The 26,099-nt window shown below is 43.0% G+C and carries 19 protein-coding genes and 1 pseudogene; 7 read left to right on the top strand and 13 right to left on the bottom strand.

Features of this window, described 5'->3' with window-relative positions; all coding sequences use genetic code 11:
• Positions 1-96 precede the first annotated feature (96 nt).
• From FTV18_RS11745 to FTV18_RS11720, 6 genes and pseudogenes are all read left to right on the top strand, one after another.
• Positions 97-1,638: pseudogene (locus FTV18_RS11745) on the top strand (TolC family outer membrane protein).
• Positions 1,635-3,773, top strand: coding sequence for a type I secretion system permease/ATPase (locus FTV18_RS11740; RefSeq protein WP_180018181.1), 2,139 nt, complete (start codon positions 1,635-1,637; stop codon positions 3,771-3,773). Before FTV18_RS11745 ends, FTV18_RS11740 begins: the two are co-directional and overlap by 4 nt.
• Entirely contained in the window at positions 3,770-4,957 is a 1,188-nt protein-coding gene (locus FTV18_RS11735) for an HlyD family efflux transporter periplasmic adaptor subunit (RefSeq protein ID WP_004786223.1), read from the top strand. Before FTV18_RS11740 ends, FTV18_RS11735 begins: the two co-directional genes overlap by 4 nt.
• Positions 4,958-5,071: 114 nt before the next feature.
• Complete coding sequence (locus FTV18_RS11730; RefSeq protein ID WP_034170371.1) at positions 5,072-5,671, top strand: YigZ family protein; 600 nt, start codon at positions 5,072-5,074, stop codon at positions 5,669-5,671.
• A complete protein-coding gene (locus FTV18_RS11725; RefSeq protein WP_180018179.1) occupies positions 5,664-6,281 on the top strand; it encodes a DapH/DapD/GlmU-related protein in 618 nt (205 codons plus the stop codon). Before FTV18_RS11730 ends, FTV18_RS11725 begins: the two co-directional genes overlap by 8 nt.
• A 187-nt stretch (positions 6,282-6,468) precedes the next feature.
• Positions 6,469-7,311: a universal stress protein gene (locus tag FTV18_RS11720; RefSeq protein WP_034703837.1), complete on the top strand. Its 843-nt coding sequence runs from the start codon at positions 6,469-6,471 to the stop codon at positions 7,309-7,311.
• 170 nt (positions 7,312-7,481) lie between these two features.
• Here FTV18_RS11720 and FTV18_RS11715 read toward each other — a convergent pair whose 3' ends face one another.
• From FTV18_RS11715 to FTV18_RS11655, 13 genes are all read right to left on the bottom strand, one after another.
• On the bottom strand, positions 7,482-8,147 hold the full coding sequence (locus FTV18_RS11715) for an O-methyltransferase (protein ID WP_180018177.1): 666 nt from the start codon (positions 8,145-8,147) through the stop codon (positions 7,482-7,484).
• A gap of 132 nt (positions 8,148-8,279) precedes the next feature.
• Entirely contained in the window at positions 8,280-8,993 is a 714-nt protein-coding gene (locus tag FTV18_RS11710) for a D-Ala-D-Ala carboxypeptidase family metallohydrolase (RefSeq protein ID WP_004786214.1), read from the bottom strand.
• Positions 8,994-9,132: 139 nt separating this feature from the next.
• A complete protein-coding gene (gene fdxA / locus FTV18_RS11705; RefSeq protein WP_004786212.1) occupies positions 9,133-9,456 on the bottom strand; it encodes a ferredoxin FdxA in 324 nt (107 codons plus the stop codon).
• 204 nt (positions 9,457-9,660) lie between these two features.
• Positions 9,661-12,285: a DNA mismatch repair protein MutS gene (gene mutS / locus FTV18_RS11700; protein ID WP_180018175.1), complete on the bottom strand. Its 2,625-nt coding sequence runs from the start codon at positions 12,283-12,285 to the stop codon at positions 9,661-9,663.
• A 289-nt stretch (positions 12,286-12,574) separates the two neighbouring features.
• The gene (locus FTV18_RS11695) at positions 12,575-14,581 is read right to left on the bottom strand and encodes a triacylglycerol lipase (RefSeq protein WP_180018173.1); all 2,007 of its coding nucleotides are present in this window, start codon (positions 14,579-14,581) and stop codon (positions 12,575-12,577) included.
• 124 nt (positions 14,582-14,705) lie between these two features.
• Positions 14,706-15,656 carry an ABUW_2363 family tetratricopeptide repeat lipoprotein gene (locus FTV18_RS11690; RefSeq protein ID WP_004786208.1) on the bottom strand — a complete coding sequence of 317 codons (951 nt, stop codon included), beginning with the start codon at positions 15,654-15,656 and terminating at the stop codon, positions 14,706-14,708.
• 122 nt (positions 15,657-15,778) lie between these two features.
• Positions 15,779-16,588, bottom strand: a complete 810-nt coding sequence (cysE, locus tag FTV18_RS11685; RefSeq protein WP_159122783.1) for a serine O-acetyltransferase — start codon at positions 16,586-16,588, stop codon at positions 15,779-15,781.
• Entirely contained in the window at positions 16,588-17,436 is an 849-nt protein-coding gene (locus FTV18_RS11680; protein ID WP_180018171.1) for an RNA methyltransferase, read from the bottom strand. The genes cysE and FTV18_RS11680 overlap by 1 nt, the downstream gene beginning before the upstream one ends.
• A gap of 35 nt (positions 17,437-17,471) precedes the next feature.
• Positions 17,472-21,044: a DNA polymerase III subunit alpha gene (gene dnaE / locus FTV18_RS11675; RefSeq protein ID WP_180003147.1), complete on the bottom strand. Its 3,573-nt coding sequence runs from the start codon at positions 21,042-21,044 to the stop codon at positions 17,472-17,474.
• Between the two features lie 597 nt (positions 21,045-21,641).
• Positions 21,642-22,337 carry a methionine ABC transporter permease gene (locus tag FTV18_RS11670; protein ID WP_180003144.1) on the bottom strand — a complete coding sequence of 232 codons (696 nt, stop codon included), beginning with the start codon at positions 22,335-22,337 and terminating at the stop codon, positions 21,642-21,644.
• The gene (locus FTV18_RS11665) at positions 22,334-23,359 is read right to left on the bottom strand and encodes a methionine ABC transporter ATP-binding protein (RefSeq protein ID WP_104426216.1); all 1,026 of its coding nucleotides are present in this window, start codon (positions 23,357-23,359) and stop codon (positions 22,334-22,336) included. Before FTV18_RS11665 ends, FTV18_RS11670 begins: the two co-directional genes overlap by 4 nt.
• Before the next feature lie 72 nt (positions 23,360-23,431).
• Positions 23,432-24,307 carry a MetQ/NlpA family ABC transporter substrate-binding protein gene (locus FTV18_RS11660; RefSeq protein ID WP_004786195.1) on the bottom strand — a complete coding sequence of 292 codons (876 nt, stop codon included), beginning with the start codon at positions 24,305-24,307 and terminating at the stop codon, positions 23,432-23,434.
• Positions 24,308-24,845: 538 nt separating this feature from the next.
• Positions 24,846-25,385: a GNAT family N-acetyltransferase gene (locus FTV18_RS11655; RefSeq protein WP_180018211.1), complete on the bottom strand. Its 540-nt coding sequence runs from the start codon at positions 25,383-25,385 to the stop codon at positions 24,846-24,848.
• A 72-nt stretch (positions 25,386-25,457) separates the two neighbouring features.
• On the opposite strand from FTV18_RS11655, the gene FTV18_RS11650 reads away from it, so the two are divergent.
• Complete coding sequence (locus tag FTV18_RS11650; RefSeq protein WP_159122780.1) at positions 25,458-25,733, top strand: hypothetical protein; 276 nt, start codon at positions 25,458-25,460, stop codon at positions 25,731-25,733.
• The last annotated feature ends 366 nt before the right edge of the window (positions 25,734-26,099 follow it).

Raw genomic sequence — 26,099 nt, 5'->3', positions numbered from 1 at the left:
CAAATGCGGGTTTTTTTTACTTAACTTAAGACGAAAAAGCTATCTTTTTGTATGATTTGATATATTGTTAGGCTAAAACACGAAACATTCATTATTATGCAATTTAGGGTGCAGCACTTAAAAAATATTCAGGGGATAATAGATAAAAATAAGGGAATATGGATCATTCTTCTTTTGCCTTTATCTGTGCCATTCGTACATGCAGAAAATTCACAGAATTATTTTAATAATATTAAAAGTGGGTTAGGAAAACTGATTGCTCCAGAGCCAACGCGATCAGCGCAGACGATTGATATTAGCTCACTGAGTCAGTACTCACTGGATACCTCAAAAGTAGCCGAACTGCCACAGATTAGTCGGCCGTAGCAGGGACAATCTTCAATTCGACCTATAAATGCTGGTATTCCTGCAAAAATGAGTCTGATTGAGGCGGTTCATACAGCAGTTCAGCGTCGTCCGGAAATTGCCCAGAGTATTTCGTCTTTATCTGCACAGGCCGCCAATATTGATGTGGCCAAAGCAGCCTATTATCCGCAGTTATCTGGCGGTGTAGGTACCGGAGATTTGACCTCAGGTGAACGTGGACGTCAGGTGGTTTCTCTGAATGCAACCCAGATGCTATATGACTTTGGCAAGATTAAAACCAATGTCAGTGTTGAAGAGGCGAGATTGGCAGAAGAACAGGCAAGAGTATTGGTGAGTCTGGATCAGGTGGCACTGGAAGTAGCGGATGCCATCGTCAATATTAAGCGCTATCAGGAAATTACCAAGATTGCCGAACAGCAGATTCAGGGCATCGCACGCATTGCAGAAATTGCCAATTTACGTGCCCGCGCCGGGATTAGCACACAGGCCGATCCGGTTCAGGCGCAGTCGAATCTGGAAGCTGCACAATCTAACCTGATCGTGCAACAGACCCAGTTAAGACAATATCAGCAACGTCTACGAACTTTATTGGGATTTGATGTCTCTGCAATCCAATGGGAAATTTCAGATCGTATCGTGACCCAGGCTGATCTTTATCAGGATCCTGAATTTACCCAGATTCCAAGCATGATCTTGGCACATTCAGGGGTAGATGTAGCTCGATTGCAAAAAGATCAGGCACGTTTAAGCCGTTATCCGACCATTAATCTGAAAAGTAGCTTAAGTCAGGCAGTCAATGGTCGAAATCCAAATAATAATGAAGATGATGGCTTTTATAATTCAATTATGATTGAAGCTAGCAGTAATTTTTATCAGGGGGGCGCTGTTCGGTCTCAGGCACGTGCTGCCAGTTATGCTGAAGAGGCTGCACGCGCACAGGTGAATACTGTCTATCTGGATGTGCTGGATCAGGTTCGCTTAATCCGGGAACAGATTGAAAATAAACAAAGACAAATGAATGTCCTGGCTCAGCGCCGTGAAACTACGGTACGAACCAAAGAGCTATATCAAGAACAATATAAATTGGGCACTCGGACAGTAGTGGATTTATTGAATGCAGAACAGGCGATTCACAGCGCAGCACAGGAAATTGAATCAGCGCGCTATGACATCTATTCGGCGATTGTGCAATACATTCAGGTAACAGGCCGTACACGGGATATTTACGCGCTTAACCGTATTTCCATTCAGGGGTTTGAAGTTCAGCCATGAGTACTATAATAAATTATCAGCCGTGGCTTCAGGCAGTTTTGAATATTGCCAAGCATTATCGGATTGAACCATCTGAGGAACGGATTCGTCTGCAACTGGACTGGAACCAGCATCATGACATTGATGAAATGCTCAAGGTTGTCAGCCGTCAGATGGGATTAAATGTCCGCAAAAATAAATTTGATAGCAGTCTGCTAAATCCTTGGCGTTTGCCCTTATTGGTTGAATTTGATAGCGGAGATGTCGGTGTTATTGAACGTATCGACACACAAGGTAATGTCAGTGTACAACTGAGTGGAGATGCTGGTTTATCGCAAAGTTTTACCATCGAGCAGTTAGAGGCTGGTGCGAAGCATGTTTATATCCTGCGACCAGAGTCTTCTGTACCGGATGCGCGTGTCGACGAATATATTAAACCCTTTGAGAAAAACTGGTTCTGGTCAATTGTTCTGAAAGACTGGAAACGCTATATCGATGTGATGTTTGCCTCTTTAATCGCCAATATTCTGGCTTTGGCAACTATTGTCTTCTCGATGAACGTTTATGACCGTGTCATTCCTTCACAATCGATTCCAACTTTGTGGGTGTTGGCTGGTGGTGTACTGATTGCGGCCATTTTCGAATTTGTATTGCGGGTATCCCGCATTTATCTTTCAGATATTATTGGTAAACGGGCTGACCTGAAAATATCTGACCGGGTATTTGGTCATTCCTTAAGAATTAAAAATAGTGAGCGTTCCAAATCGACTGGAACGTTTATTTCACAGATTCGTGAACTCGAAGGTGTGCGTGAACTGGTCACTTCCACTACCGTGACGGCAATTGCAGATCTGCCATTCTTCTTCCTGTTCCTGGGAATCTTTTGGATTATTGGCGGCAACCTGTTCTGGGTCATGCTACTGGTAGTACCACTCATGATTCTTCCTGGGATTCTGGCACAGAAAAAACTGGCCAAGTTGGCACAGTTGGGGATGCGTGAATCTGCAATCCGTAATGCCTTATTAGTGGAAGCTGTACAAGGGATTGAAGATATCAAGCTGTTAAGAGCTGAAACCCGCTTCCAGAACCAATGGAATCACATGAATGAAGTCTCTGCTGATGTCAGCATGCAACAACGTAAAATTGTTGGCTTAATGACAGCATGGACCCAAAAAATTCAGGGACTCACCTTTGCCATTGTGGTCTTGGTCGGTGCATTTGCGGTGATGGATGGTGAGATGACCACGGGTGCTTTAGTTGCCTGTTCGATTTTATCATCACGGATGCTGGCACCTATTTCACAAATCACTGGTGTCTTGGGGCGTTTACAACAAGCCAAAGTTGCTAAAGGCGGTCTGGATGAATTGATGAAAAAACCGGTGGATCAACCGGACTATTCACATCTGATTCACCGTCCTGTATTGGATGGTCATTATGACCTGAGTGGCGTGGTATTCAAATACGGCGATGATGATCCCAAACCGAGTCTGGTCATTCCAAAACTGGAAATTAAGCCAGGTGAAAAAATTGCAATTCTGGGCCGTAACGGTGCAGGTAAATCAACGCTGTTACAACTGTTGTCGGGCATGCAAACCCCAGCACAGGGTAAGGTCAAACTGGATGGTATTGATCTGACTCTGATCGATCCTTCAGATGTACGCCGTGATATGGGCCTGCTCAATCAGAATTCACAACTCTTTTACGGCAGTATCCGTGAAAACCTGACTTTGGGTGCACCGCTCGCTACGGATCAACAGATTCTGGAAGCCTTACAAATCACTGGTGCACTTAACTTTGTTCAAGAGAAAAAAGAAGGTCTGGATCATATCATTCTGGAAGGTGGAGTGGGCTTCTCTGGTGGACAGCGTCAAGCCTTATTACTCGCACGACTCCTGATCCGCCAGCCTAAAATTTTGTTACTAGATGAACCAACCGCAGCGATTGATGATGTTTCAGAAAAGCAGTTAATTGATCATCTGAAAGGGTATCTGTCCCATCGTACACTGGTAGTGGCAACGCATCGTCGTGCCGTACTGGAGTTAGTTGACCGTATTCTCGTGGTCAATGATGGCAAAATTGTCATGGATGGTCCACGAGACCAAATATTAAATCAGTCACAGGTAGGAACTAAACGGGTCGTGGGAGCAAGCGCATGAGTGAACCACAAACATTAACGCGTTCAAACAAAGTGAGCTTTCAGGAACCGCCATTACCGAAATCCAGTTTGATTATCTGGATTGTGGGCATTGGTTTGTTAATTTTATTGACTTGGGCTTGGTTATTTAAACTGGAAGAGGTCTCGACCGGTACGGGTAAAGTCATTCCATCGTCCAAAGAACAGGTGATTCAGTCTCTGGAGGGCGGCATTCTAACCAAGTTAAATGTCAAAGAAGGTGAGATTGTAGAACGTGGCCAAGTCTTGGCTCAGCTTGATCCAACCCGCTTTGAATCAAATGTCGGTGAATCAGAATCCTTACTAATCGCTTCACGTGCGACTTCCGCCCGTTTACGTGCAGAAGTGAGTGGTACGCCATTGTCTTTCCCTGAAGAAGTGCTGAAATATCCGAAACTGGTTAAAGAAGAAACCGCACTGTATCAGTCACGTCGTGCCAATCTAGAAGAATCTCTTGCCGGCTTGCAACAGGCATTGGTACTGGTACAACAGGAACTGGAAATGACCGCGCCATTGGTGGCTAAAGGGGCAGCCAGTGAAGTTGAAGTTTTACGGTTGAAGCGAGAAGCCAATGACCTGCGTAACCAGATGAATGATATTCGTAACCAGTACTATGTTAAAGCACGGGAAGAACTTTCCAAAGCCAATACTGATGTGGAAACTCAGCAACAGGTGGTACGCGGCAAGTCAGATACCTTGAACCGGACCATTTTTAAATCCCCAGTTCGTGGCGTGGTGAAAGAAATTGATGTCATGACTTTGGGTGGCGTGGTACCACAAAATGGCAAGCTGATGACCATCGTGCCTCTGGACGAGAAATTACTTGTTGAAGCCCGAATTTCACCACGTGATATTGCTTTTATCCGTCCTGATCAGGAAGCACTGGTGAAGATTACTGCCTATGATTACTCGATTTATGGCGGTCTAAAAGGTAAAGTGACCGTGATTTCGCCAGATACCTTGCGGGATGAAGTCAAACAGGATCAGTTCTATTATCGGGTGTATATTCGTACCGATAGTGACAAGCTGAGAAACGCCGCCGGGCAGGAGTTTAACATCACACCAGGTATGGTGGCTTCTGTTGATATTCGTACCGGAGCAAAAACGGTAATGGACTATCTGATCAAGCCATTCAACAAGGCTAAAGAAGCGTTACGTGAACGTTAAATTTAAAAGTAATCAATAAAATTAAATTGAATCAAGCCTCTCGTATAGAGAGGCTTTTTCTTTGCCACCTCAAAACAGGTATACTGCACAGGTGAAATTTGAATGCCTGAAGTTATGCCATTTACCATTGCCAGCCTTGTCAGTTTTGAGGAAGACATCAAAAAAAGCCGATTTCAGGCCTTTGCCACACCTGTAGAAAATGAGCAGGATGTGAAGGATTTTCTGGAGGCCTATCGTGATCCGACCACCACTCATCAATGCTGGGCCTGGAAAATCGGTCATCATGTACGCTTTAATGATGATGGTGAGCCATCGGGTACCGCCGGCCGGCCGATCCTCGCGACTATTGAAGGCAATGAGCTAACCAATGTACTGGTACTAGTGAATCGATGGTATGGCGGTATTAAACTAGGCACCGGCGGTCTGGTCCGTGCCTATGGGGGCTGTGCTGGACAATGTTTGTTATTAGCTGAAAAAATTAAGCTGATTGAAAAGAAAAAGGTCGAATTTGCCTGCCAGTTTAATGAGTGGGCGATTTTTCAGTATGAGCTGAATCAGCAGCAGATTGATTATCAGGAAGAATATATGGCTGAAGGTGTACAGGTTCAGGCACAATTTCAGAAACATCAGATTGAACCTTTTGCTCTGAAGATTCAGGATGTTACTCGCGGACGTGAACAATTAAAAATCATAGAAGAAGCCACAGATGACTGAACCAGATCCATTACTGAAATATCGTGAGCAGCATAAACACCGCCTGAATTATATGCCTTGGCTATATTGGTCTTTAAAACCCAAGAATCGTGGTTGGGCTGAAGCTTGGCAGAAAGAATATCAGACCTATCTGATGGAGATGGAAACAGTCGAAATTGGCGAAAACTGTTTTATTTCGCCGTTGGCGCATATCTTTGCTGAGCCGGGTCGTAAAATTAGTATCGGAGATAATACCTTTATTGCGGCAGATTGTACGCTACATGGTCCTTTGGAGATAGGGAGCGAAGTTGCAATCAATCATCACTGTATTCTGGATGGTGGTCGGGTGGGCATTAAACTGCATGACCAGGTACGTATCGCAGCTTATTGTCATCTTTATGCCTTTGATCATGGGATGGAACTGGAGCAGCCGATTTATCAGCAGCCAGTCAGGTCCAAAGGGATTGAGATTGGTCGGGATGTCTGGCTAGGTGCCCATGTCGGCATTAAAGATGGGGTGAAAATTGCCGATCAGGCGATTATAGGGATGAATAGCATAGTCACGAAAGATATTGAAGTGCGTGCAATTGTCGCCGGAAATCCGGCAAAATTGATTCGATATCGGGATTAAAATAGTGAAAGAAGTTCTTGGAAAAAGGATTTATATCAGGTGCTTAATATTCGGTAAAGGCCTTAGAACATCACATAAAAGTTAACATATTTCAATTCAAGCCTTACAGATTTCAGTGCACATTTACTAATGCTTGTGCTAAGTTAAAAATAACTAAGAAATTTTTATTATAAAAGAGAGGCTGAACATGAAACGTGTCATTGCCTGCATAGACTCCTCACCATGCACGAACGCACTTGCAGATGCGGCTGCATGGATTGCCAAACAGACTGGTCGCGAACTGGTTTTATTACAGGTTCTGGATTATTACCCGGCCAGTTATCATCTTGGGGAAATTAGCGGTGTGATTGGCTTTGAAAGCAATGCCATGTTGCTTAAAGAGCTGGCTGAGCTGGAGCAAAAGCAAAGTGAAATTGCGCTTAGTTATAGCAATAATCTGCTCCAGCATATTTCGGATCGTATCTTTAAAGATTATGGCATCCGCACCACCCATATTCAGGAAAAGGGTGATTTTCTGGAACAAAGTTTTCAGATTCTAAAACCTGATGATATTGCAGTCATTGGACTACTCGGTGAGCGTTCTGCCGAGAAAAATAAGCCAATCGGCACCAATGTAGAAAACTTTATCCGTGGTGCTAACTGTACAGTGATGACTGTAGGGGAACACTTCAGACCACCGACACGTTTTATCTTTGCTTATGAATATTCGCCGACTTGTGTGAAGATGATGAAACGCATTGCAGAAAGTGATTTATTAAGACAATTACAATGTCATCTGCTTTATATCGGGGATCATGTGGAAATCCTGAATGAGCCTCTGCAATATTTGACAGAAGCAGGACTAGAGGTCGTTCCAGAATACCGCTATGGAGAAGTAGCTGAAAATATCCTGTCTTATCAGCAGGAACATGGGATTCAGTTAATTGTCTTGGGGGCATTCAGTCACAGCAAGATCCACCAGTTCTTCTTGGGCAGTATTGCGACAACGATTTTCCGAAATTCTAAAGTGCCATTATTGGTAGCGAAGTAGAAAGAGGGTGATAAAACCTACAGAAATGTATTTTTTGATAAATTGTTACAGCTTGAATTAAAAACAACCAGAGTTATCCTCATATATTGTGGATAACTCTGTGGTTACATTCTGTAAGATGATGTTATTTATCAGGAATACTTTATTGGCTGATTTTTGTTCTAGTCGTATTATTTGACAATTGCGAGTGCAAAACCATCATGTCCTTTACTGCCAACGGTCTGTAAAGCAGTACAAGATAAGATACGTGGATGATTTTCCAGCGCTTTAAACATGTCACGAATGCCTTCAATACTTGGTTTTTTATTGTCCGGATTGATGATATCACCGGCACGAATCACATTGTCCAGGAAAATAATGGTACCGGAGTGGGAAAGGTTTAAGCTCAGCTCCAGATATTCAGGATAGCTTTGCTTATCGGCATCAATAAAAATAAAGTCGAAAGCTTCAGTATCTTCAGGCAGGGCACGAAGCACATCTGCAGCACGGCCACATTTCAGCTCAACTTTCTGTTTTAACTGTGCACGATCAATATTTTCCTGTCCCATGGCAGCATGCGTATCACGGCCTTCAATGGTTAGAATATAACCGTCTTCAGGGAGGGCACGAGCCAGCCACATGGTGCTATATGCAGCAAAGGTTCCCAGTTCCAGTATACGTTTGCACTTATTCATCTGAATCAGCATTTGCAGCAGCATGCCCTGATTCGGCGCAACAGCCAGATGATCTGGAAAACCATGTGCAGCAGTATTTTCAAGAGTCTGATTCAGAATAGGATCTTCAGGAATTAAATGTGAATCAATGTAGCGGTCAATATCTGTCCACATTTGTTGCATAGTACTCGCACCTTTGTTGTGATGCGTGCATTTTAAACTTTTCCGGGCACAGCGCAATTTATTGTTCTATATTCGCTGGTTTTTTAGGCTATACAAAGCCAAAAGCTGGCTTTGTATAGTAAATGGAATGACTTAGTAATTACACATTGATGAGCGACGGCTTAAATCCGGACCCCAAGTGCGATAACCTTGGGTATCAATATGGATTTGGCCAGAGGCATATAAACCGAGCCCCATATTCAGGCTTTGTCCATGCTGTAACCAAAACTGGCACAGTTTGAACTTGGTATTTTCAATTGCTGCATAATCCTGAGCCTGTGGGTACTCAGGTCCGATCCGAAAATCAATTGCCGAGTTAAACAGGTGACGTGAAGAATTGGCTCCACCGGCACACTGATTTAAAGGCAGGTCACGATAAACCGAAGTGACTTCAAAATCAGTCAGTACATTGGCAGCAACCAGATATTTGAAGACACGTAAAGTAGGCACCTGATTTGACCAGAGCTCACGGCTTGGAATCATATATTGCGATCGACCACATTTAGCCCAATCCCGTGCAGTACGCATCAGCTCAAAACTTGGAATAATATTTCCGACCCCTTGCTGGGCCAAAAAGTTTTCATATTCACGTACAAGAGACAGGTTATTCAGTGCCGATACCCAGTGAGTATAGACATAAGGAACCGGTTTAGGCTGTGGTTTATGGTTGTACTGGACTCGTTCTTCTGGGATGTAAATCCTTTTATCTGGAGTTACCTTACCAGACTGTTTTGTGGTGGTAGCACATCCTACAAAGACAAGCGGGATTATACAAACACTCAATAACCCCTTTATTAAATGCTTCATTGATAGCAATTCAGATATTTTAAAATAGCGCTATTTTAGTCCACTTTTACGGAGAAAATCAGGATAAATTGCAATGAAATGTGTGGATGGGGTATAAAAAAGACCAGTCTATGCTGGTCTTTTTTTAAGATTTGAAAAATTATTTTTCAAGATATTGTAATTTATCAGTTTTACCATTCCACTCTTCACGGTCAGCAGGTTGCTCACCAATTTGTGTGATGTTCGGCCATTTTTGAGACAGTTCAGCATTTAGCTCGATAAAGACTTCTTGACCTTCCGGTAATTCATCTTCAGAGAAAATTGCATTCGCAGGACATTCAGGCTCACATAACGCGCAGTCGATACACTCGTCCGGGTTAATCACAAGGAAGTTAGGACCTTCATAGAAACAGTCTACTGGGCAAACTTCAACACAGTCTTGATATTTACATTTAATACAATTTTCAGTGACAACGAAGGTCATGGCGACAGCTACCTAAAAAATATGGTTCTAATGACGAATACCGTATTTTAGGCAAAAATAGAGGGAACAAACAATTCCTTTTATTGATATTTGTTATATATAGGGCTGTTAAATTTGAAAAAACTGCGATGATTGGATGAAAGGCTTAGGGAATGAGAATCATCATCAGCTAAGCCCTATGCGGGATAGGGCTTAGAAGAGATTTTAACTTGGCTGTTTCATGAGATCTTTAAGAGCATAAAGTTGCTGTAATGCTTCACGTGGGCTCAGATTGTCGACATCAATGTCTTCTAATAATTCAAGCGCTGCTGAAGGCTTTTCAATCTCGATGACTTTTTCGATGATTTCAGGCATCGCAAACAGATCATGCTGCGGACTCTGTGGTTTGGCCTGATGCTGCTTTTCCAGAATCTTCAAGCGATGCTGAGCTTCTTTAATTACAGCCGCAGGAATACCTGCCAGTTTAGCCACTTGTAAACCATGACTCTGGCTAGCTGGGCCATGTTGGACTTTATGCAGCAGAATAAGGTTGCCATTTAGTTCTTTGGCTGTGACATGATAGTTATCAATTCCTGCTTCTTTGTCCAGTTCGGTTAGCTCAAAATAATGCGTTGCGAACAGACATAGACATTGAATCCGTTTAGTCAGATCCAGCACACAAGCCCAAGCCAGGGACAGCCCGTCATAGGTACTGGTTCCACGACCCACTTCATCCATCAGGACTAGCGACTGGCTGGTAGCATGATGCAGAATTTGCGAAGTTTCCGTCATTTCCACCATAAAGGTTGATTTGCCAGTCGACAAATCATCTGCAGAGCCAATCCGGGTAAAGATTCGGTCAATTGGACCCAGTGTTGTCGATTGCGCTGGCACATAACTACCGCAATAAGCCAGTAGGGCAATCAGGGCAGTCTGGCGCATAAAGGTGGATTTACCACCCATATTTGGACCGGTGATAATGGCCATACGGTGCTGATAATCCAGCTGGGTATCATTTGGAGTAAAGGCTGCTTTGCTTAAGGCTTCAACCACAGGATGACGGCCGGCAACGATTTTCACACCAATTTCAGGGCTGAATTTTGGTCGTGCCCAATTGCGTAAACGTGCCTGATGGGCAAAGTTTGCCAACAGATCGATCTGGGCAATCGCACTGCTCATCATCTGTAGATTGCCAATATCCTGACGCAGTTCATCCAGCAACATTTCGAATAGCATTTTCTCGCGAGCAAGTGCACGGGATTCGCTAGACAATACTTTATCTTCAAAAGCTTTTAGTTCAGGCGTGATATAACGCTCAGCATTTTTCAGCGTTTGGCGACGGATATAATGTTCAGGTGCCTGTTCAGCTTGTGCACGAGTCAGTTCGATATAATAACCACTGACACGGTTATAGCCGATTTTCAGGGTAGGAATGCCACTTTGCTCCCGTTCCTTAATTTCCAGATCAATCAGGAACTGGCCGGCATGATCACGGATTTTACGCAGCTCATCCAGCTCGCTATCGAAACCTTCTGCAATGACATTGCCATCACGTAGCAGTACCGGCGGATTTTCAACAATAGCTGACATCAGGCGCTGATGCAGGCCATGAAAATCGCCCAGTTCTTCATTCAGCTGTTGCAATAATTTCGAATTCTGCTGACTTAACAGCGGTTGTAACGCATGGCGTAAAAATGGAATCTGTGCACAAGCTTGACGTAATTGAACCAGATCGCGTGGACGAGCACTACCTAAAGCGATACGGCTGAGTACACGTTCAATATCACTGATTTCTTTTAAGACAAGACGGACTGGCGATTCATGGAAACCTTCAAGCAATGCCTGTGTCGCATCCAGTCGCTCATCCAGTATCGCAGTATCACGAAGCGGTTGCATCAGGGTGCGGCTAAGCAGACGGCCACCCATAGCGGTCTGACAGTCATTGATCAGCTGAAACAATGAAGTGCCATGTTCAAATAAAGGCTCAATCAATTCGAGGTTGCGACGGGTGACTGGATCCAGTGCAATAAAGTCTGAACTTTGTTCCAGTTGAATGGTTCGGATATGCGGTAAAGCCGTTTTCTGGGTTTCTTTAGCATAGTGAATCAATGCAGCCGCAGCAGCTTTGGCCAAAGGCAGATGATCAATTCCGAAACCTGAAAGTGTACTTACTGCAAACTGGTCGCATAAGGTCTTCTGGGCATTGTTCTGGTTGAAGTCGACATTCGGACGTTTACTGATTGGAACATCTAGTTGTTGTTTTAAGTGTTTTACCAGAGCTTGATCTTGCAGATTTTCATCAATCACAATTTCGCTTGGCATCAGGCGTGCCAACTCAATGGCTAACTGACTTAAGTCATAATCGATTTGCTGGACTTTAAATAAACCCGCACTCAGGTCGAGAAGTGCAATTCCGATTTGTTGGTGTTGAACACACAGAGCAACCAGGTTGGAGGTTTGATGCGCACCTAATAAGGCATCATCAGTTAAAGTCCCGGGAGTGATAATTCGGACGACCCCACGTTCAACTGGACCTTTACCAGTCACTTCACCGATCTGCTCGCAGATCACCACCGTTTCGCCTTTTTTTACCAGACGAGCCAGATATCCTTCAGCAGCATGGAAAGGTACACCGGCCATCGGAATTGGCTGACCATTGGCTTTACCGCGATGGGTCAGGGTAATGCCTAAAATTTTGGCGGCCTTATGGGCATCTTCAAAGAACAGTTCATAGAAATCACCCATGCGATAGAACATCAATGAGTGTGGATGCTGCATTTTGACCGACATGTATTGCTGCATCATGGGCGTTAAGCTAGAGAGATCAGCCACAAGTTCTGAACTGGTCATTAAGAAAAAATCCTTTAAATATATAAAGCAAAACCGAAATCTTTTTCCGAAACACTATCCTCGGAAAACCTGGAAAATAGCCTAAGCTAAAATCCTGTAAAGACTGGTTTGAATGTCAAAAATAATTGTCTCAAGTCTAACAAATTTAATTTTTAGAAAGAAACATAAATCCGCAGGAATCTGTATTTGTACGGACTTAGTCGATATAAAGAATAAAAGGGTATTGATACATGGGTTGCCCATAAAAAAAGCCACCGATAGGCAGCTTTTTTATATCGCTTATCAAAATTTAATCAGAATCATACAATCCCAGGTCGACCAGATGTAATCTGAGAAGGCGGCGGAGTTCCAGTACAGCCTCGGGAGTTTCCTGAACGGAATGTCCACCTTTGATAATTTTATTGGAAGCCGCACCTTCAAGATATGCACTCTGATAAGCGACGACATCATCAGTCATAATATTTTCATCATCGCTATCTGTATTGTTGCCAATAATCGAGTGAAATTTGAAACCTGGTGCCGGATTAATATCTTTAGTCAGTGCCGTGAATTTTGATTTCTTACTAAGATCACTCGGCCCATTCTGAATCAGGTCACGACCAACTTCATGCAGAAAATCACTTAAGCCAATTTCACCTTGGACAGTATCGGCAAATGCACCCAAAAAGGCACTCGGCACACGAATAATTTTACGTGCCAATTTGGTATGCCAGCGATCTGCATAATCGGTCCCTTTATGCGGTGCTGCCAGGAAAATAGCACGACTGAAATTCGGAACAGGCTGCATTTTGAAACGCGCTTTAAAGAGTGGATTGTCCCGGAACTTGGTCAGCTTTGAATCTTTTACAATATTAAAAGCGGGCTCGGTAATATCTGCATCACTCACCAATAGACGGGCAATGACACCACCCATACTGTGTCCGACCAGTACAGCTTCTTTTTTGGCTGGTGCATTATTGCTAATACGCGCGAAACCTTGTTGAAGCAGCGCATTAATCTGGAAACGGCTTTCCAGAATAGGCATGTTGGTTGAGTAGAAGACCTGCCACACCTGGAAATTTTCTCTTAAGACCGGATCACCCATAATATCATTCGTTAAACGAATCCAGGCTTCCGGGCTGCTGGCCAAACCATGAATCAGCAATAAAACCTTCTTATTTGGATTGTAAGGTTCCAGCATAAACAGATGCGGCATGACCAGATTATCGTCACGATTGATCAGTGTCAGATAAGCTGCGCGTCCCAGATTGTTTTCTGCCAGCCATAGCCCATAAGGCGCTGAAAAGTTTGCCGCTAAAGCATATTCCTTATTGGCAACTTTAATCTTGTCATATTTATACGGGTCATAAAGTTTTAAATGGAAGTTGCTGTTATTCAGGATCTGTTCTACAGAGTTTGCTGATTCTGGAATGGCGGTAATCGTGGTTGCCAGATAACGTGCTGAATGAATAAAAGGATTTATGCCATTTTGATATTGGTGATTTAGTGGATCGACCAGATATTTTTTATCTTTTTTGGAAATTTCTTCTTCTGGCAAGACCACTAGAAACTCAGAGCCGAAACCGTCACGACGGGTAATCGAGCGCAGACCAGAGAAGTTCATGTTATAGGTCGACATTAACTGTTCAATTGGCTGATTCTTGAGCTGGGGGAAATTGTCCAGATTAATGGTATAGACGCTGTTGCCAACCTGCAGACGTTGACCGGCTTCTTTAGTTTTATAACGTTCCGCGTAGATCTGGATTAAATGAGCAATTGCCAGGTTATAAAAGTCACGAATCTGAACTTGTCGGTTGTCGAAGATCCGGTCCTGTGGTGCACGTTCAGTCTGAAACAGATAGGCATAACTGTAGCGGATACTTTTATCCAGCATTTGTAACTGCTGTTCCTGACATTTTTGCAGGTTCTGGGTTTGCAGTTGCTGTTTTTCTTCAGATCGGGTCTTAGCCAGAGCACTGGTTTTACATTCAGCCGATTTACCAAGCTGGAGTGATTTAGCTAGATATAATTCACTCGATGTTGAAAGTAATTGCTCATCCAGAATCTGTGGAATTTCTTGTAGCTCTTTCACACATTCTTCTGGATTATTTTCACAGACTTGTGCTTCACGTCCGGTCATGGACAGGACATTCAGACTGGCTTCACTCAACTTATCGCGTGTAAGAATGCTATCGCGTTCATTATTGATGGTGACATTAATAGCCTGCTCTTTAACACTCACCACCTGACAGCCACTCAGTACAGCTGTCATGAGTACAGTGCAAAGTAATGCTATCTTATTTATTTTCTCGTGCATAAAGACTTTGAACACTCATTTAAAATTATAAAGCTTGATAATGCTTTGTATTTTACTAATTTTTTCCCATAAAAATAGACCGCCGGAGCGGTCTATTTGTAATATTATGAATCTGAAATATAGCTTATTGTGCTGGTGTAGGCGCAGGGGTTGTTGGTGCAGGAGCGGCTGTTTGCATGACTTGCCATACGTTCCAGCGACCCTGTTTTTCAATTTCCTGAATCAGACGATCAGCGACTTCAGCTTCTTGCGGATATTTAATTTTGTAATTATTCAGAACCTGAACAGCGTTCTTTTTATTCTCCATGGCAATGTAGTTATTTGCCGCAGATAAATAAGCTTCTTGAACACCTGCCTGCATTGCCTTGTCCAGATACTGAATTGCTTCGCGGTGACCACCACCTTCAGACAGACCAAAACCGAACCAGAAGTTTGCTTCAGCATCATCCTGGTTAATACGAAGAATGCGCTGTGCATAGGTCATTGATTTGGTGGTATAGATAGAACCCAAATCAAGATTACGTGCCATCACGCTGGCCTTAAATGCACGCATTAAGACATCAAATGAAGCATTCGGACGTGAAGCCAAAGTATCCAGCTGTTGAGAAACTTCGCGAAGTTTTGCTTCAAAACCACGGCGTTCCTGACGGTCGCTAAAGCGGGGTGGATAATGACGCGCTTTACCTTCTACCATCTGCAAGAAATCATCGATTTCGGTAATGTCGATTTCATTTTCATTGGCAAGTGCTGCATAACGCATACTGCGTGTATTGCTATCCACCATCGGGATGATCAGCTTGTTCACATCTAGGGTTAACTGTTTAGACGGATCTTTAGGATCAGTGACCACCATTTTCGTCACTGGCTGCGCAGCGGCTTTTTGCAAATGAACTTCAAATGGAGGTGGTTCGTTATAGTTAAATGGATTTAAAGCATAAAATGGCGGAGTAAGTTCAGGTTCAACAAAAACTACCTGATCAGCTGGTTTCTGTTCTTGTTTGCTTGAGGTCGGTGCCATAGAGCACGCCGTCATGGTAAAAGCTAAGCAAGCAATTGCTAAGGGCTTCAAGGTCATAATATCCGTCCATTCATGTTATTTTTTAAAACATCTATTCAAAAAATGCATGATCGTCAGTCTATGAAAAGTGCTGCGATCATGCAAGCAAATGCGTGTTACAAAAGAATTACGATTTATAGTCAGGCCTTGGACTGACTGGTTTGTGCTTCGCACTCACGGCGCGCATCTTCCAGAATTTTAAGTTCTTCCTTGCTAAACGGCTGTTCATTTAACTGGTTTTTCTTAAAAGTCGGGTCAAGCAGAGACAGGCGGTTGCACAGTGTATTCATGCGTTTTTCATTTTGTTGAATACGGTCAAGTAGAACACGCATACCTTCTAGAATCGGGTCTGTCTGATCCTGTGTAGTTGCATAAGGCTGGAAACCAATGCTTTCCGCATAATCACGACGACGTGCTTCAGCATCCTCTTTTGGCTGGTCTTTGGTAATAAATCGGGCAGGATTGCCGACCGCTGTGGTATTCGGCGGAACTGCTTTGGTAACCACAGCATTGGAACCAACCTTGGCATTTTTACCTACCGTGAATGGCCCCAGGATTTTAGCACCTGCACCAACAACAACACCATCTTCCAGAGTCGGGTGACGCTTGCCTTTATTCCAGGTGGTACCACCCAAAGTCACACCATGATACAAGGTGACATCATCGCCAATTTCCGCAGTTTCACCAATCACAACGCCCATGCCATGATCAATGAAAAAACGTTTACCAATCTTGGCACCTGGGTGAATTTCGATACCTGTTGCAAAACGGCTAAAAGAGGACAAAACACGCGCTGTACCTTTACAGTCTTTTTTCCATAGCTCATGTGCCATGCGATGCATAATCAGTGCATGGATGCCAGGGTAGGTGGTTAAGACTTCTAAGGTATTGCGTGCTGCAGGATCGCGCGCAAAGACAGCTTGGATATCTTCTTTGAGCTGTTTTAGCATTAGTTTTGATCCTCATCCTGTTGTGATGTATGGGAAGATTTTTTCCAGGTGCCGTTATTCAGTGCCTGAACACGAGTGAAAATACCACGAAGTAAGTGATATTCCATACGATCTAATTGTATACGTCCGAAAAGGCGACGCAAGCGTAAAGGAAGTAATCGTGGGTTTTTTGGATCCATAAATTCAATTTCTGCCAGCATTTTTTCCAGATGCGGGTAGAACTGTTCCATCTGTTCATGGGTCACCAGTGGTTCATCCCATTCCATTTCAATGCCATCAATGACTTGCATGGTGGCTTTTGGATCACGTGGGTGTTCAACCTGATCCAGTGCTGCCATACGCAGTTCATAGCAGATCACCTGAATGGCTTGAGCAACATTCAAAACACCATAATCCGTATTCACAGGAATGGTTAAGTGATAATTCGCCATTGCCAGTTCTTCATTGGTCAGACCGCGGTCTTCACGGCCAAACAGAATCGCAATTTCCTGTTTATCTTCAACTACAGTTGAAAGTGCTTTTTCTGCGGCTGGACGGACATCTAGTAAAGGCCATGGAATGGTGCGGCTACGCGCACTGGTCCCAAAGACGATCTGGCAATCCTTAATGGCTTCTTCTAGCGTTTCTACGATTTCAATCTGCTCGATCAGATCGGTTGCACCTGCAGCTAGGGCATCAATGTCCGGATGTGGGTAGGTTTTAGGCGCAACCAGAACCAGCTTGCACAGGCCCATGGTTTTCATGGCACGTAAGGCACTACCAATATTGGCAGGCAGGGTAGTATTAACCATGACAATACGCACATGAGAGAGATGTGCTGAAACAGCAGCATTGTCAATTTGACTCATGATGATTCCAGTTTGGATATATTAAAATGGGAGATTTATGAATACTGCGGCTGAGATTCAGCTTCATATTGTGCCAGAGCATCGTCCATACTCATGTCAGCAGGTGGGGGCGGAACCTCGACCGGCTTGGCTTGTTCATAAGATACGGCACGTGCAGCTTTAGACTTCACCTGATACTCGATATAGAGCGCAGTCTTGCCAAAATAATCACGCAGCTTGGCGAGAAGATCATCCAGCGGCGCAACTTTCCAGCTTAAACCCAGATGCAGTTCGGCCGTGGCATAGCCATAATCCAGATATAGAATCACGGGAATATGCGTGCTCATGTCCACATTGGTATATGGCACTAGAATCTGCTGCAAGTCACGGCTGAGGGTTTTGCTGTAATGTTCAGCTTGCAAGGTAATCTTGATGCTGTTAGCACGTTTCTGACGGATTTCATTCAGGCTAAAGGCCTTAGTTAAACGACCGAGTGGACGGTCAAAACCTTCACGTTCGTAGATTTCACCTTCAATCACTACCACTTTATCGACCTGAACGATGTCTTTAAAGCGCTGGAAGCGTTCATGGTTGGTGGAAATTTCGATACGTGCCGTACCATCATCTAATGTCACCATCATCCGGTTCGGGAAGTTAGCGACATCGACTACCAGACCGGCAAACACAGTCGTTACACCACGACGGGTTGGGGTTAATTCATTGATCTGACAAGGTACAAAAGCTTTTAGTTCATTACGATATACATCAATTGGGTGACCAGTCAGGTATAGACCTAAGGTATCTTTTTCACCTTTCAGACGAACTTCATCTGACCAAGGTTTCACCGGTTTGGCAGGTTTACGTTGGACTTCTTCAACTTCCCCGAACAGATCCATGATCCCGGTTTCACGGTTCTGACGCGCCTGATCCGCAGCTTGTACCGCTTCAGGCAATTGTGCCATTAGGTCAGCACGTTCAATGCCTAGACAATCTAGTGCACCCGCACGGATCAAGGCTTCGAGCGTACGTTTGTTGATTTTCTTCAGGTCAATACGGTGACAGAAGTCAAACAGGTCTTTATATGGACCTTCTTTCTGACGTGATTCAATCACGGACTGCATTGCCGCTTCACCGACGCCTTTAATCGCACCCAAACCATAAACAATGGTTTTTGGATCACTGGCATGGAACTGGTAAATCGACATATTCACCGATGGTGGTAATACTTCCAGTCCGTTATGACGGCAATCATCAATCAGGAACACCACGTTATCAGTGTTCTGCATTTCCGAGGTCATCACCGCTGACATGAATTCAGCAGGATAATGCGCTTTCAACCAAGCTGTTTGATAGGCGACAAGTGCATAGGCTGCAGCATGCGATTTGTTAAAGCCATAGCCTGCGAATTTTTCCATATAGTCGAAGATATGGTTCGCCGTTGCTTCATCGATATCTTTTTTCGCAGCACCTTCAATGAAGATCTTACGCTGCTTGACCATTTCTTCAGGTTTTTTCTTACCCATCGCACGACGAAGTAAGTCCGCACCACCCAAGCTATAGCCGGCACAGAACTGTGCCGACTGCATTACCTGTTCTTGGTATACCATGATCCCGTAAGTCGGCTCTAATACCTTTTCCAGTAATGGATGCAGGTATTCAAACTCGCCACCATGCATACGATGGATAAAGTCAGGAATCAGATCCATTGGACCCGGACGATATAACGATACGAAGGCGATAATTTCTTCGAACTTGCTAGGACGTGCTTCCTTCAACATCTTTTTCATGCCGACGGATTCAAACTGGAATACCGCGGTTGTATTCGCCGTCGCGAAGATGTTATAGGCTGGCTTGTCATCCAGCGGAATATAGGAAATATTCACCGGTTCGGTCACGTCTGGGCGTGCATTGATGTGCTTGATGGCATCTTCAATAACGGTCAGGTTACGTAGACCCAAGAAGTCGAATTTCACTAGACCGGCAGCTTCGACATCATCCTTATCAAATTGAGCAACACGTGCTGTACCATCCGCATCACACATCACGGCTGAATAGTCGGTCAGTTTGGTCGGTGCAATCACTACACCACCGGCATGTTTACCGGTATTACGGGTAATGCCTTCAAGCTTGAGTGCCATTTCCCAGATTTCTGAGGCATCGTCATAATCGGGATTCGATGGATTGGTGACGATATCTTTCAGTTGAGGTTCAGCTTCCAATGATTCTTCAAGGCTTAAACCCAGAGGCTTGGTTGGAATCAGTTTGGAAATACGATCAGCCAGACCATAAGATTTACCCAAGACACGGGCTACATCTCGAATCGCACCTTTCGCTGCCATGGTACCGAAAGTCGCAATCTGCGATACCGCATCACGACCATAAGTCCGTGCCACATAGTCAATTACGCGGTCACGACCAGCGATACAGAAATCGACGTCAAAGTCGGGCATCGAAACACGTTCCGGGTTCAAGAAACGTTCGAACAGCAGGTCATAGCGCAGAGGATCAAGATCGGTAATTTTCAAACTATAGGCTACGAGGGAACCCGCACCTGAACCACGGCCCGGACCTACCGGTACGCCATTTCCTTTGGACCATTGAATGAAGTCCATCACGATCAAGAAGTACCCTGGGAAGCCCATATCCAGAATAATCTTGATCTCAAAGGCCAGACGTTCATCATAAGGCTGACGGATTATAGGCCAATCTTCTTCACGTTTTTCTGGTGGATACAGGAAGTTCAGGCGTTCTTCTAAACCTTCTTCACATAAATGTGCGAAGTAGGTGTCAATAGTATGGCCTTCAGGAATTGGGTAATCTGGTAAGTCGTTGAAACCTAAACGTAGGGTGACATTACAACGTTTTGCGATATGGAAGGTGTTTTCAATCGCGGTTGGAATATCGCTAAACAGTTCCGCCATTTCTGTTGAGCTTTTAAAATATTGCTCAGGGCTATAGGTTTTAGGACGGCGATTATCACCAAGCACATAACCATCTGCGATACAGACACGCGCTTCATGTGCTTCAAAATCTTCACGGGCAATAAAGTGCACGTCATTATGTGCAACCACACCGATGTTATATTTTTTAGCGAGCTTTACCGCTTCTTCAATGAAAGTATCTTCATTAGCACGGCCGGTGCGGGTGAGGGCTAGATAAACACGGTTGCCAAATTTCTCTACCCATTCTTGTAGTAGCGGTTCAGCTTTATCAGGATTTGAGGTAATCAGCATTTTGCCGACATCGGATTGCATGCCCAATAACACGATCATGTCATCGTGCTGGTTCAAGATCCAATCTTTCTGTACGCAGGGAATATCCAGTTGCTGGCCGCTGATATAACCTTCAGAAACCAGTTCGGTCAGGTTGCGCCAGCCTTTGTTAGTCATGGATAGCAGGGTGACACGATGCTCGGCATCATTCAGGCGGATTTCAGAACCGAGAATCGGTTTGATGCCTTTATCTAGACATTTTTTATAGAATTTTACCGCGGCATGTAAGTTGGATAAATCAGTCAGCGCGAGTGCTGGCATCTCGTCATTCGCAGCAGCTTTGACCAAGTCAGGTATACGTACGATGGATTCAGTAATCGAAAATTCTGTATGAATACCAAGATGAACAAAGTGCATAAATGAGTCCCTGCAAAAACCACTCGATAGTTTAGCACGGGATTTATTGTTTCAGTTTGAAATTGAGGGGAAATGGTGAACTTTTAGATCTTAATTTAAAGTGGGCTTTGGAGTGATTATTCTACTTAAACAAGGATAATTTCCCTGAAATTAAATCTATAGCCCAGCGACATGGATGTCGCCAGTTGATCTGTGGCACAAGGAAGTGCCATCAGATCAACAAAGGGGTTTTGTTACTTTTGCCCCGTCAAAAGTAAGGGGAAACTTTTAAAGGTAAGGTTGGTTATCCTAAGATCAAAAGAAAATAATATTTAGTAATAATTTTAATAGACAGCTCATAAATTCAGAAGAATTGAAATTTCAAAAATAAATGATTTCTATAATTCATGAGCGAGTACACTAAATCTCTTACTTTACTTTGAAAGATCAAAAGTAACAAAAATCTTCTGTTGGTTTGATGATATGTCCATATATCACAATCCAACGGGCGACATCCATGTCGCCAACCTCGATAGTTAATAGATTTATTATGGTGTTATAGATTTTTATATAAGAATAAAACCCTCAAAAAGAGGGTTTTATTCTTATATATTTAGCTTAACGAAGTCGTGATAACCAGTCCCCAACACTTTGTACAATCTGCACTAGGATCAACAAGACAATTACAGTCATGATCACGACAGAGGTATCAAAACGCTGGTAACCATAAGAAATCGCTAAGTCGCCAATACCACCGGCGCCGACTGCACCTGCCATCGCTGTTGCACCAATCAAGCTGATGGTTGCTGTGGTCAGGTTCAGAATCAGTGAGCTACGTGCTTCCGGCAGAATAAACTTAAAGATGATCTGCATTGGTGTTGCGCCCATGGCTTGTGCAGATTCAATAATGCCTTCATTCACTTCAAGTAAAGATGTTTCTACCAAACGGCCAATATAAGGACCGACATAAATCGTTAAAGGCACAATCGCTGCCCAAGTCCCGATAGAAGTACCGACCAAAAATTTAGTAAGTGGAATCACCGCAATTAGCAAAATAATAAATGGCAGGGAACGCAGTGCATTCACAATCGGGTTTAGAACGTGGTAAATCACACGGTTTGGCAGAATGCCGTTTGGACGAGTGACAAGTAAAATGATCGCCTGAATAAAGCCCCAGATACAGCCAAACAGCATTGCGAAGAACACCATGTGAAAGGTTTCTTGCAGTGCAGTAACAAACTGATCCATCGATAGTGAACTTTTCCAGAATGGCGCAGTAATAGTGGTCAACCACTGTACAATTAAGTCTCTCATTCTTGTACTCCTGCTTGATCGACTTGTACGCCGTTATCTCTCAGATATTGCATTGCCGCTGTGATTTGCGCTGGATCGCCTAAAAGTTGGATAAACATCTGGCCAATCACTGAACCATTAATTTCTGTCATATTGGCAAACAGGATATTTAAACTGACATCAAACTGTTTGATCACACCTTGAATCACGGTTTCCTGCGCTGAGCTGCCCAGGAATTTTAAACAATAAATACTGTGATGATTCTGGTTTTCCAGATTCGCCAGAATATTCACTGGCAAGTTTTGCTGGAGTACAGTTTGAATGAAATTCTTGGTTGTTGGATGCTGAGGTTGACTAAAGATCTGCAGGGTAGAACCGGTTTCAATCACATCACCTTTTTCCATGACAGCCACATAATCACATACGGTCTCAATGACATCCATTTCATGGGTGACCATAACAATGGTAATGCCTTGTTCCTGATTAATGCGTTTCAGCAATTGCAGTACAGATTTGGTGGTTTGCGGATCTAAAGCAGAAGTTGCTTCATCACACAGCAGAATTTTGGGATGATTCGCGAGGGCACGCGCAATACCGACACGCTGCTTTTGACCGCCTGATAACTCGTCCGGAAAAGCATGACGCTTATGTTTTAGGTCAATAAAATCCAGCAGTTCTTCGAGACGTTTTTCCCGTTCAGCCTTACTCCAGCCAAGCAACTTCATTGGCATTTCAATATTGGCAGCCACTGTTTTAGTCTGCATCAAGTTAAAATGCTGAAAAATCATGCCGATCTGGGTACGTTCCTGACGCAATGATTTGGCATCCAAAGCAGTAAAGTTCGTGCCATTGATAATCACCTGACCAGACGTTGGGCGTTCAAGCAGATTAATCAGGCGGATCAGGGTACTTTTACCAGCACCACTATAGCCAATAATGCCAAAGATACTGCCGGTTGGAATCTGTAAATTGATCCGATTCAAGGCACGTAAGGTTTGACCCTTGAGCTCATACTGTTTGGAGATGTCTTTAAATTCAATCATAGTGTCAAATACTGCATCACGAATAAAAAAACAGGCAAGAAATCTTGCCTGTTCTGAATATTGATTATTGTATTACTTTTCTTCGGTTAAATAAGTCACTGGTTTATTTACAGCAACTTTAGTACCACCGAAGTGTTCATCAACATAGGCTTTCACAGCAGGAGTATGATACAACTGGCCAACTTTTTGAAGTACAGGATCATTTTGACGGTCAGCAGCGACAGCTAAAACGTTAACATTCATTTTAGTACTTTGATCAATCGCTTCGTAATAGATCGCATCTTTCAATACGTTCAGACCACCTTCCATTGCCAAAGTATTACCTAGAACAATCGCATCAACTTCATCTTTCACACGAACTGCGGTCGCCATTTGAATTGGCTTAATCACAATCTGTTTCGCATTTTCAGTAATGTCAGCAGGCGTGCCTTTTACCAGGTCAAAGTTTGGTTTAAGTTTTACCAGACCAGCAGATTGTAATAATAACAATGCGCGTGATTCATTCGCACCGTCGTTTGGAATTGCAATCGTCGCACCTGTTTTAAATTCTTCTACTTTTTTTACTTTGCTTGAGTAGATCCCCATTGGCTCAAGATAAGTCGTAGAAAGCGGAGCGATCTTTTGAGTATTGGCGTCGTTATAAGCAACCATATAGGCATAAGACTGGAATGCGTTGACATCAATTTCTTTGTTGGCAACAGCAGTATTCATCGCCACATAGTCAGTGAAGTTTTTCACATCAAGTTTGATGCCGGCTTGTTTAGTTTCAGGCAAAGTTGAAATGTAGCGCCATACGTCAGCATCTGAACCAGTAGATGCCATAGTAACAGTTTGCAGTTCACCTGAGTCTTTGTTTTGTGCTGCATCCGTTGCAGGTGCTTCTTGTTTTCCGCATGCAGTTAAAGTCAGTACAGATGCACTGAGTAAAACGCCAAGTAGCTTTTTCATAAAGATGTCCTAATTTTCGTGTTGCCTAAAGTATATGCATTTTAAGGTCATGTTAAAGTGGAGTTTTATTACACTTTCAGCTGACCTTAGATCGAGTCGCATGTGGCTCCGGCAGGGAAAATGCAAATGTACTGCAACAGTTCACGTTAATTCGATCGGGTCAGAGTTCACCAAACCACTATAGAGATTCCCTATTTGGAGAGAGTAAATAGAGGTTTTATAAAAGATATAGTCAAATTTGGTACTCTGAATGGGCGCAATCATAGCAATTATTATTTATTCAATATAGTGGATAAAAACTATTTACTTATCTTTTTAATAGAATATAAATTGAATGAAAATGATCAAAATATCAATGAATACAATATATTATTTTTATTGAAGATAAGGCGGAATTTCATATCGTTTAAAGATTGATCTTTATAAGATTTTATCCAATAGAAATCATAAAAATGAATAAACATGATAAATACATCAGCTCATTAAGCTACTGAAAGATCTTTTTTAATAAATGTTTAGGGAGGATTTGAGCCGTGTCTTATTTACCTGAGTAATTACTTTGATTGATTTCATACAATACATGCCAACATAAAGGGTGATCTTCCGGCAGCTTTGGATGCTGAAATTCTTGAGTCTTTACCATACCTATCTTTTTCATCACAGCCTCAGATGGGGTATTTGATTTGGCAGTAAACGACACAACTTTATCTAGGTTTAAAGTATTAAAGGCATAATCTAGGACTGCACGTGCACCTTCAGTAGCATAACCTCGATGCCAACACTTTTTCGCCAGACGCCAGCCAATTTCAACACAGGGCGAAAACTCAAAAAGATCAGGTTGTGGTTGCAGGCCAATAAAGCCAATAAATTCTTTAGTCTGTTTTAGTTCAACTGCCCATAAACCCCAGCCATGCTGATCAATCTGCCGAGTCACCTTTTGAATAAATTGTAGACTTTGTTCAGGTATCAGTGGGGCGGGAAAATAACGCATGACCTCATCATCTGCGCACATTTGGATAAATGGGGCAGTGTCAGCGTCTTGCCATTGGCGGAGGATGAGGCGAGGGGTTTTTATAATTGCAATCATGTTTATCTTGAAATTTGTAAATTTGAAGTAATAATTGTATGAGATCAAATTAAGAGTAGAAAAATGGATCTATTAGAAAAAACATTAGAAAATATAAAGGATTTAGCACAAGAAAAAAATTTATATGCTTATATTTTTGGCAAGAAAAGTAAAATATTTTTAGAAAATTCTAGTCATCGTTATTGTATCGATGATGGAAGACTTCTGAAATTATCACGTATGAATGATAAAAAGTGTGTGCTGTTGGAGATTGAATTAAATAATGGCTTAAAATTATATAAGCATAGAACTGAAGTTTTAACTAGAAAATATAAAGGACGTTCTGTTAGTCTGGAATAGATTAAGGGATTTATAAATGCAAACAAAGATACATCAATTTTATTAGATACAAAAAATCCTAACCAATTAGAAGAAAAAGATTTAAGAGATATTTACAAACAAACATTTAATACTGTAGATACAATTTTTTGTAAACAATGTGGTGGTGATGGGGCTGAATGGTAGATGTCCAAGATGCTCTGGCAATGGATTAGAGCCTATTGTTTAAAATGAGAGCATTTAAAAACCCCGCACTCAGCGTAATGCCAGTCAGTTAAGAGATTGACTGGCTTTTTCTTGGGTATTTTTGAGGTTTTCCTTTTACAACCCTTGGATAACTCCTCACTCTTCTCTCAGGTATAACATACCGATTAGATTTCTCCATTA

Source organism: Acinetobacter sp. YH12241, from assembly GCF_013417535.1.
GTDB lineage: Bacteria > Pseudomonadota > Gammaproteobacteria > Pseudomonadales > Moraxellaceae > Acinetobacter.
This window is presented reverse-complemented; position numbering and strand designations above follow the sequence as displayed.

What these genes read in the sequence shown, in the direction of transcription:
- mutS (WP_180018175.1), bottom strand. Translation starts at nt 12,285, where the DNA reads ATGACCAGTTCAGAACTTGTGGCTGATCTCTCTAGCTTAACGCCCATG.
- FTV18_RS11690 (WP_004786208.1), bottom strand. Translation starts at nt 15,656, where the DNA reads ATGACCTTGAAGCCCTTAGCAATTGCTTGCTTAGCTTTTACCATGACG.
- FTV18_RS11730 (WP_034170371.1), top strand. Translation starts at nt 5,072, where the DNA reads ATGCCATTTACCATTGCCAGCCTTGTCAGTTTTGAGGAAGACATCAAA.
- FTV18_RS11725 (WP_180018179.1), top strand. Translation starts at nt 5,664, where the DNA reads ATGACTGAACCAGATCCATTACTGAAATATCGTGAGCAGCATAAACAC.
- fdxA (WP_004786212.1), bottom strand. Translation starts at nt 9,456, where the DNA reads ATGACCTTCGTTGTCACTGAAAATTGTATTAAATGTAAATATCAAGAC.
- FTV18_RS11665 (WP_104426216.1), bottom strand. Translation starts at nt 23,359, where the DNA reads ATGATTGAATTTAAAGACATCTCCAAACAGTATGAGCTCAAGGGTCAA.
- FTV18_RS11695 (WP_180018173.1), bottom strand. Translation starts at nt 14,581, where the DNA reads ATGCACGAGAAAATAAATAAGATAGCATTACTTTGCACTGTACTCATG.
- FTV18_RS11680 (WP_180018171.1), bottom strand. Translation starts at nt 17,436, where the DNA reads ATGAGTCAAATTGACAATGCTGCTGTTTCAGCACATCTCTCTCATGTG.
- cysE (WP_159122783.1), bottom strand. Translation starts at nt 16,588, where the DNA reads ATGCTAAAACAGCTCAAAGAAGATATCCAAGCTGTCTTTGCGCGCGAT.
- FTV18_RS11710 (WP_004786214.1), bottom strand. Translation starts at nt 8,993, where the DNA reads ATGAAGCATTTAATAAAGGGGTTATTGAGTGTTTGTATAATCCCGCTT.
- FTV18_RS11740 (WP_180018181.1), top strand. Translation starts at nt 1,635, where the DNA reads ATGAGTACTATAATAAATTATCAGCCGTGGCTTCAGGCAGTTTTGAAT.
- FTV18_RS11670 (WP_180003144.1), bottom strand. Translation starts at nt 22,337, where the DNA reads ATGAGAGACTTAATTGTACAGTGGTTGACCACTATTACTGCGCCATTC.
- FTV18_RS11650 (WP_159122780.1), top strand. Translation starts at nt 25,458, where the DNA reads ATGGATCTATTAGAAAAAACATTAGAAAATATAAAGGATTTAGCACAA.
- FTV18_RS11660 (WP_004786195.1), bottom strand. Translation starts at nt 24,307, where the DNA reads ATGAAAAAGCTACTTGGCGTTTTACTCAGTGCATCTGTACTGACTTTA.
- dnaE (WP_180003147.1), bottom strand. Translation starts at nt 21,044, where the DNA reads ATGCACTTTGTTCATCTTGGTATTCATACAGAATTTTCGATTACTGAA.
- FTV18_RS11735 (WP_004786223.1), top strand. Translation starts at nt 3,770, where the DNA reads ATGAGTGAACCACAAACATTAACGCGTTCAAACAAAGTGAGCTTTCAG.
- FTV18_RS11715 (WP_180018177.1), bottom strand. Translation starts at nt 8,147, where the DNA reads ATGCAACAAATGTGGACAGATATTGACCGCTACATTGATTCACATTTA.
- FTV18_RS11720 (WP_034703837.1), top strand. Translation starts at nt 6,469, where the DNA reads ATGAAACGTGTCATTGCCTGCATAGACTCCTCACCATGCACGAACGCA.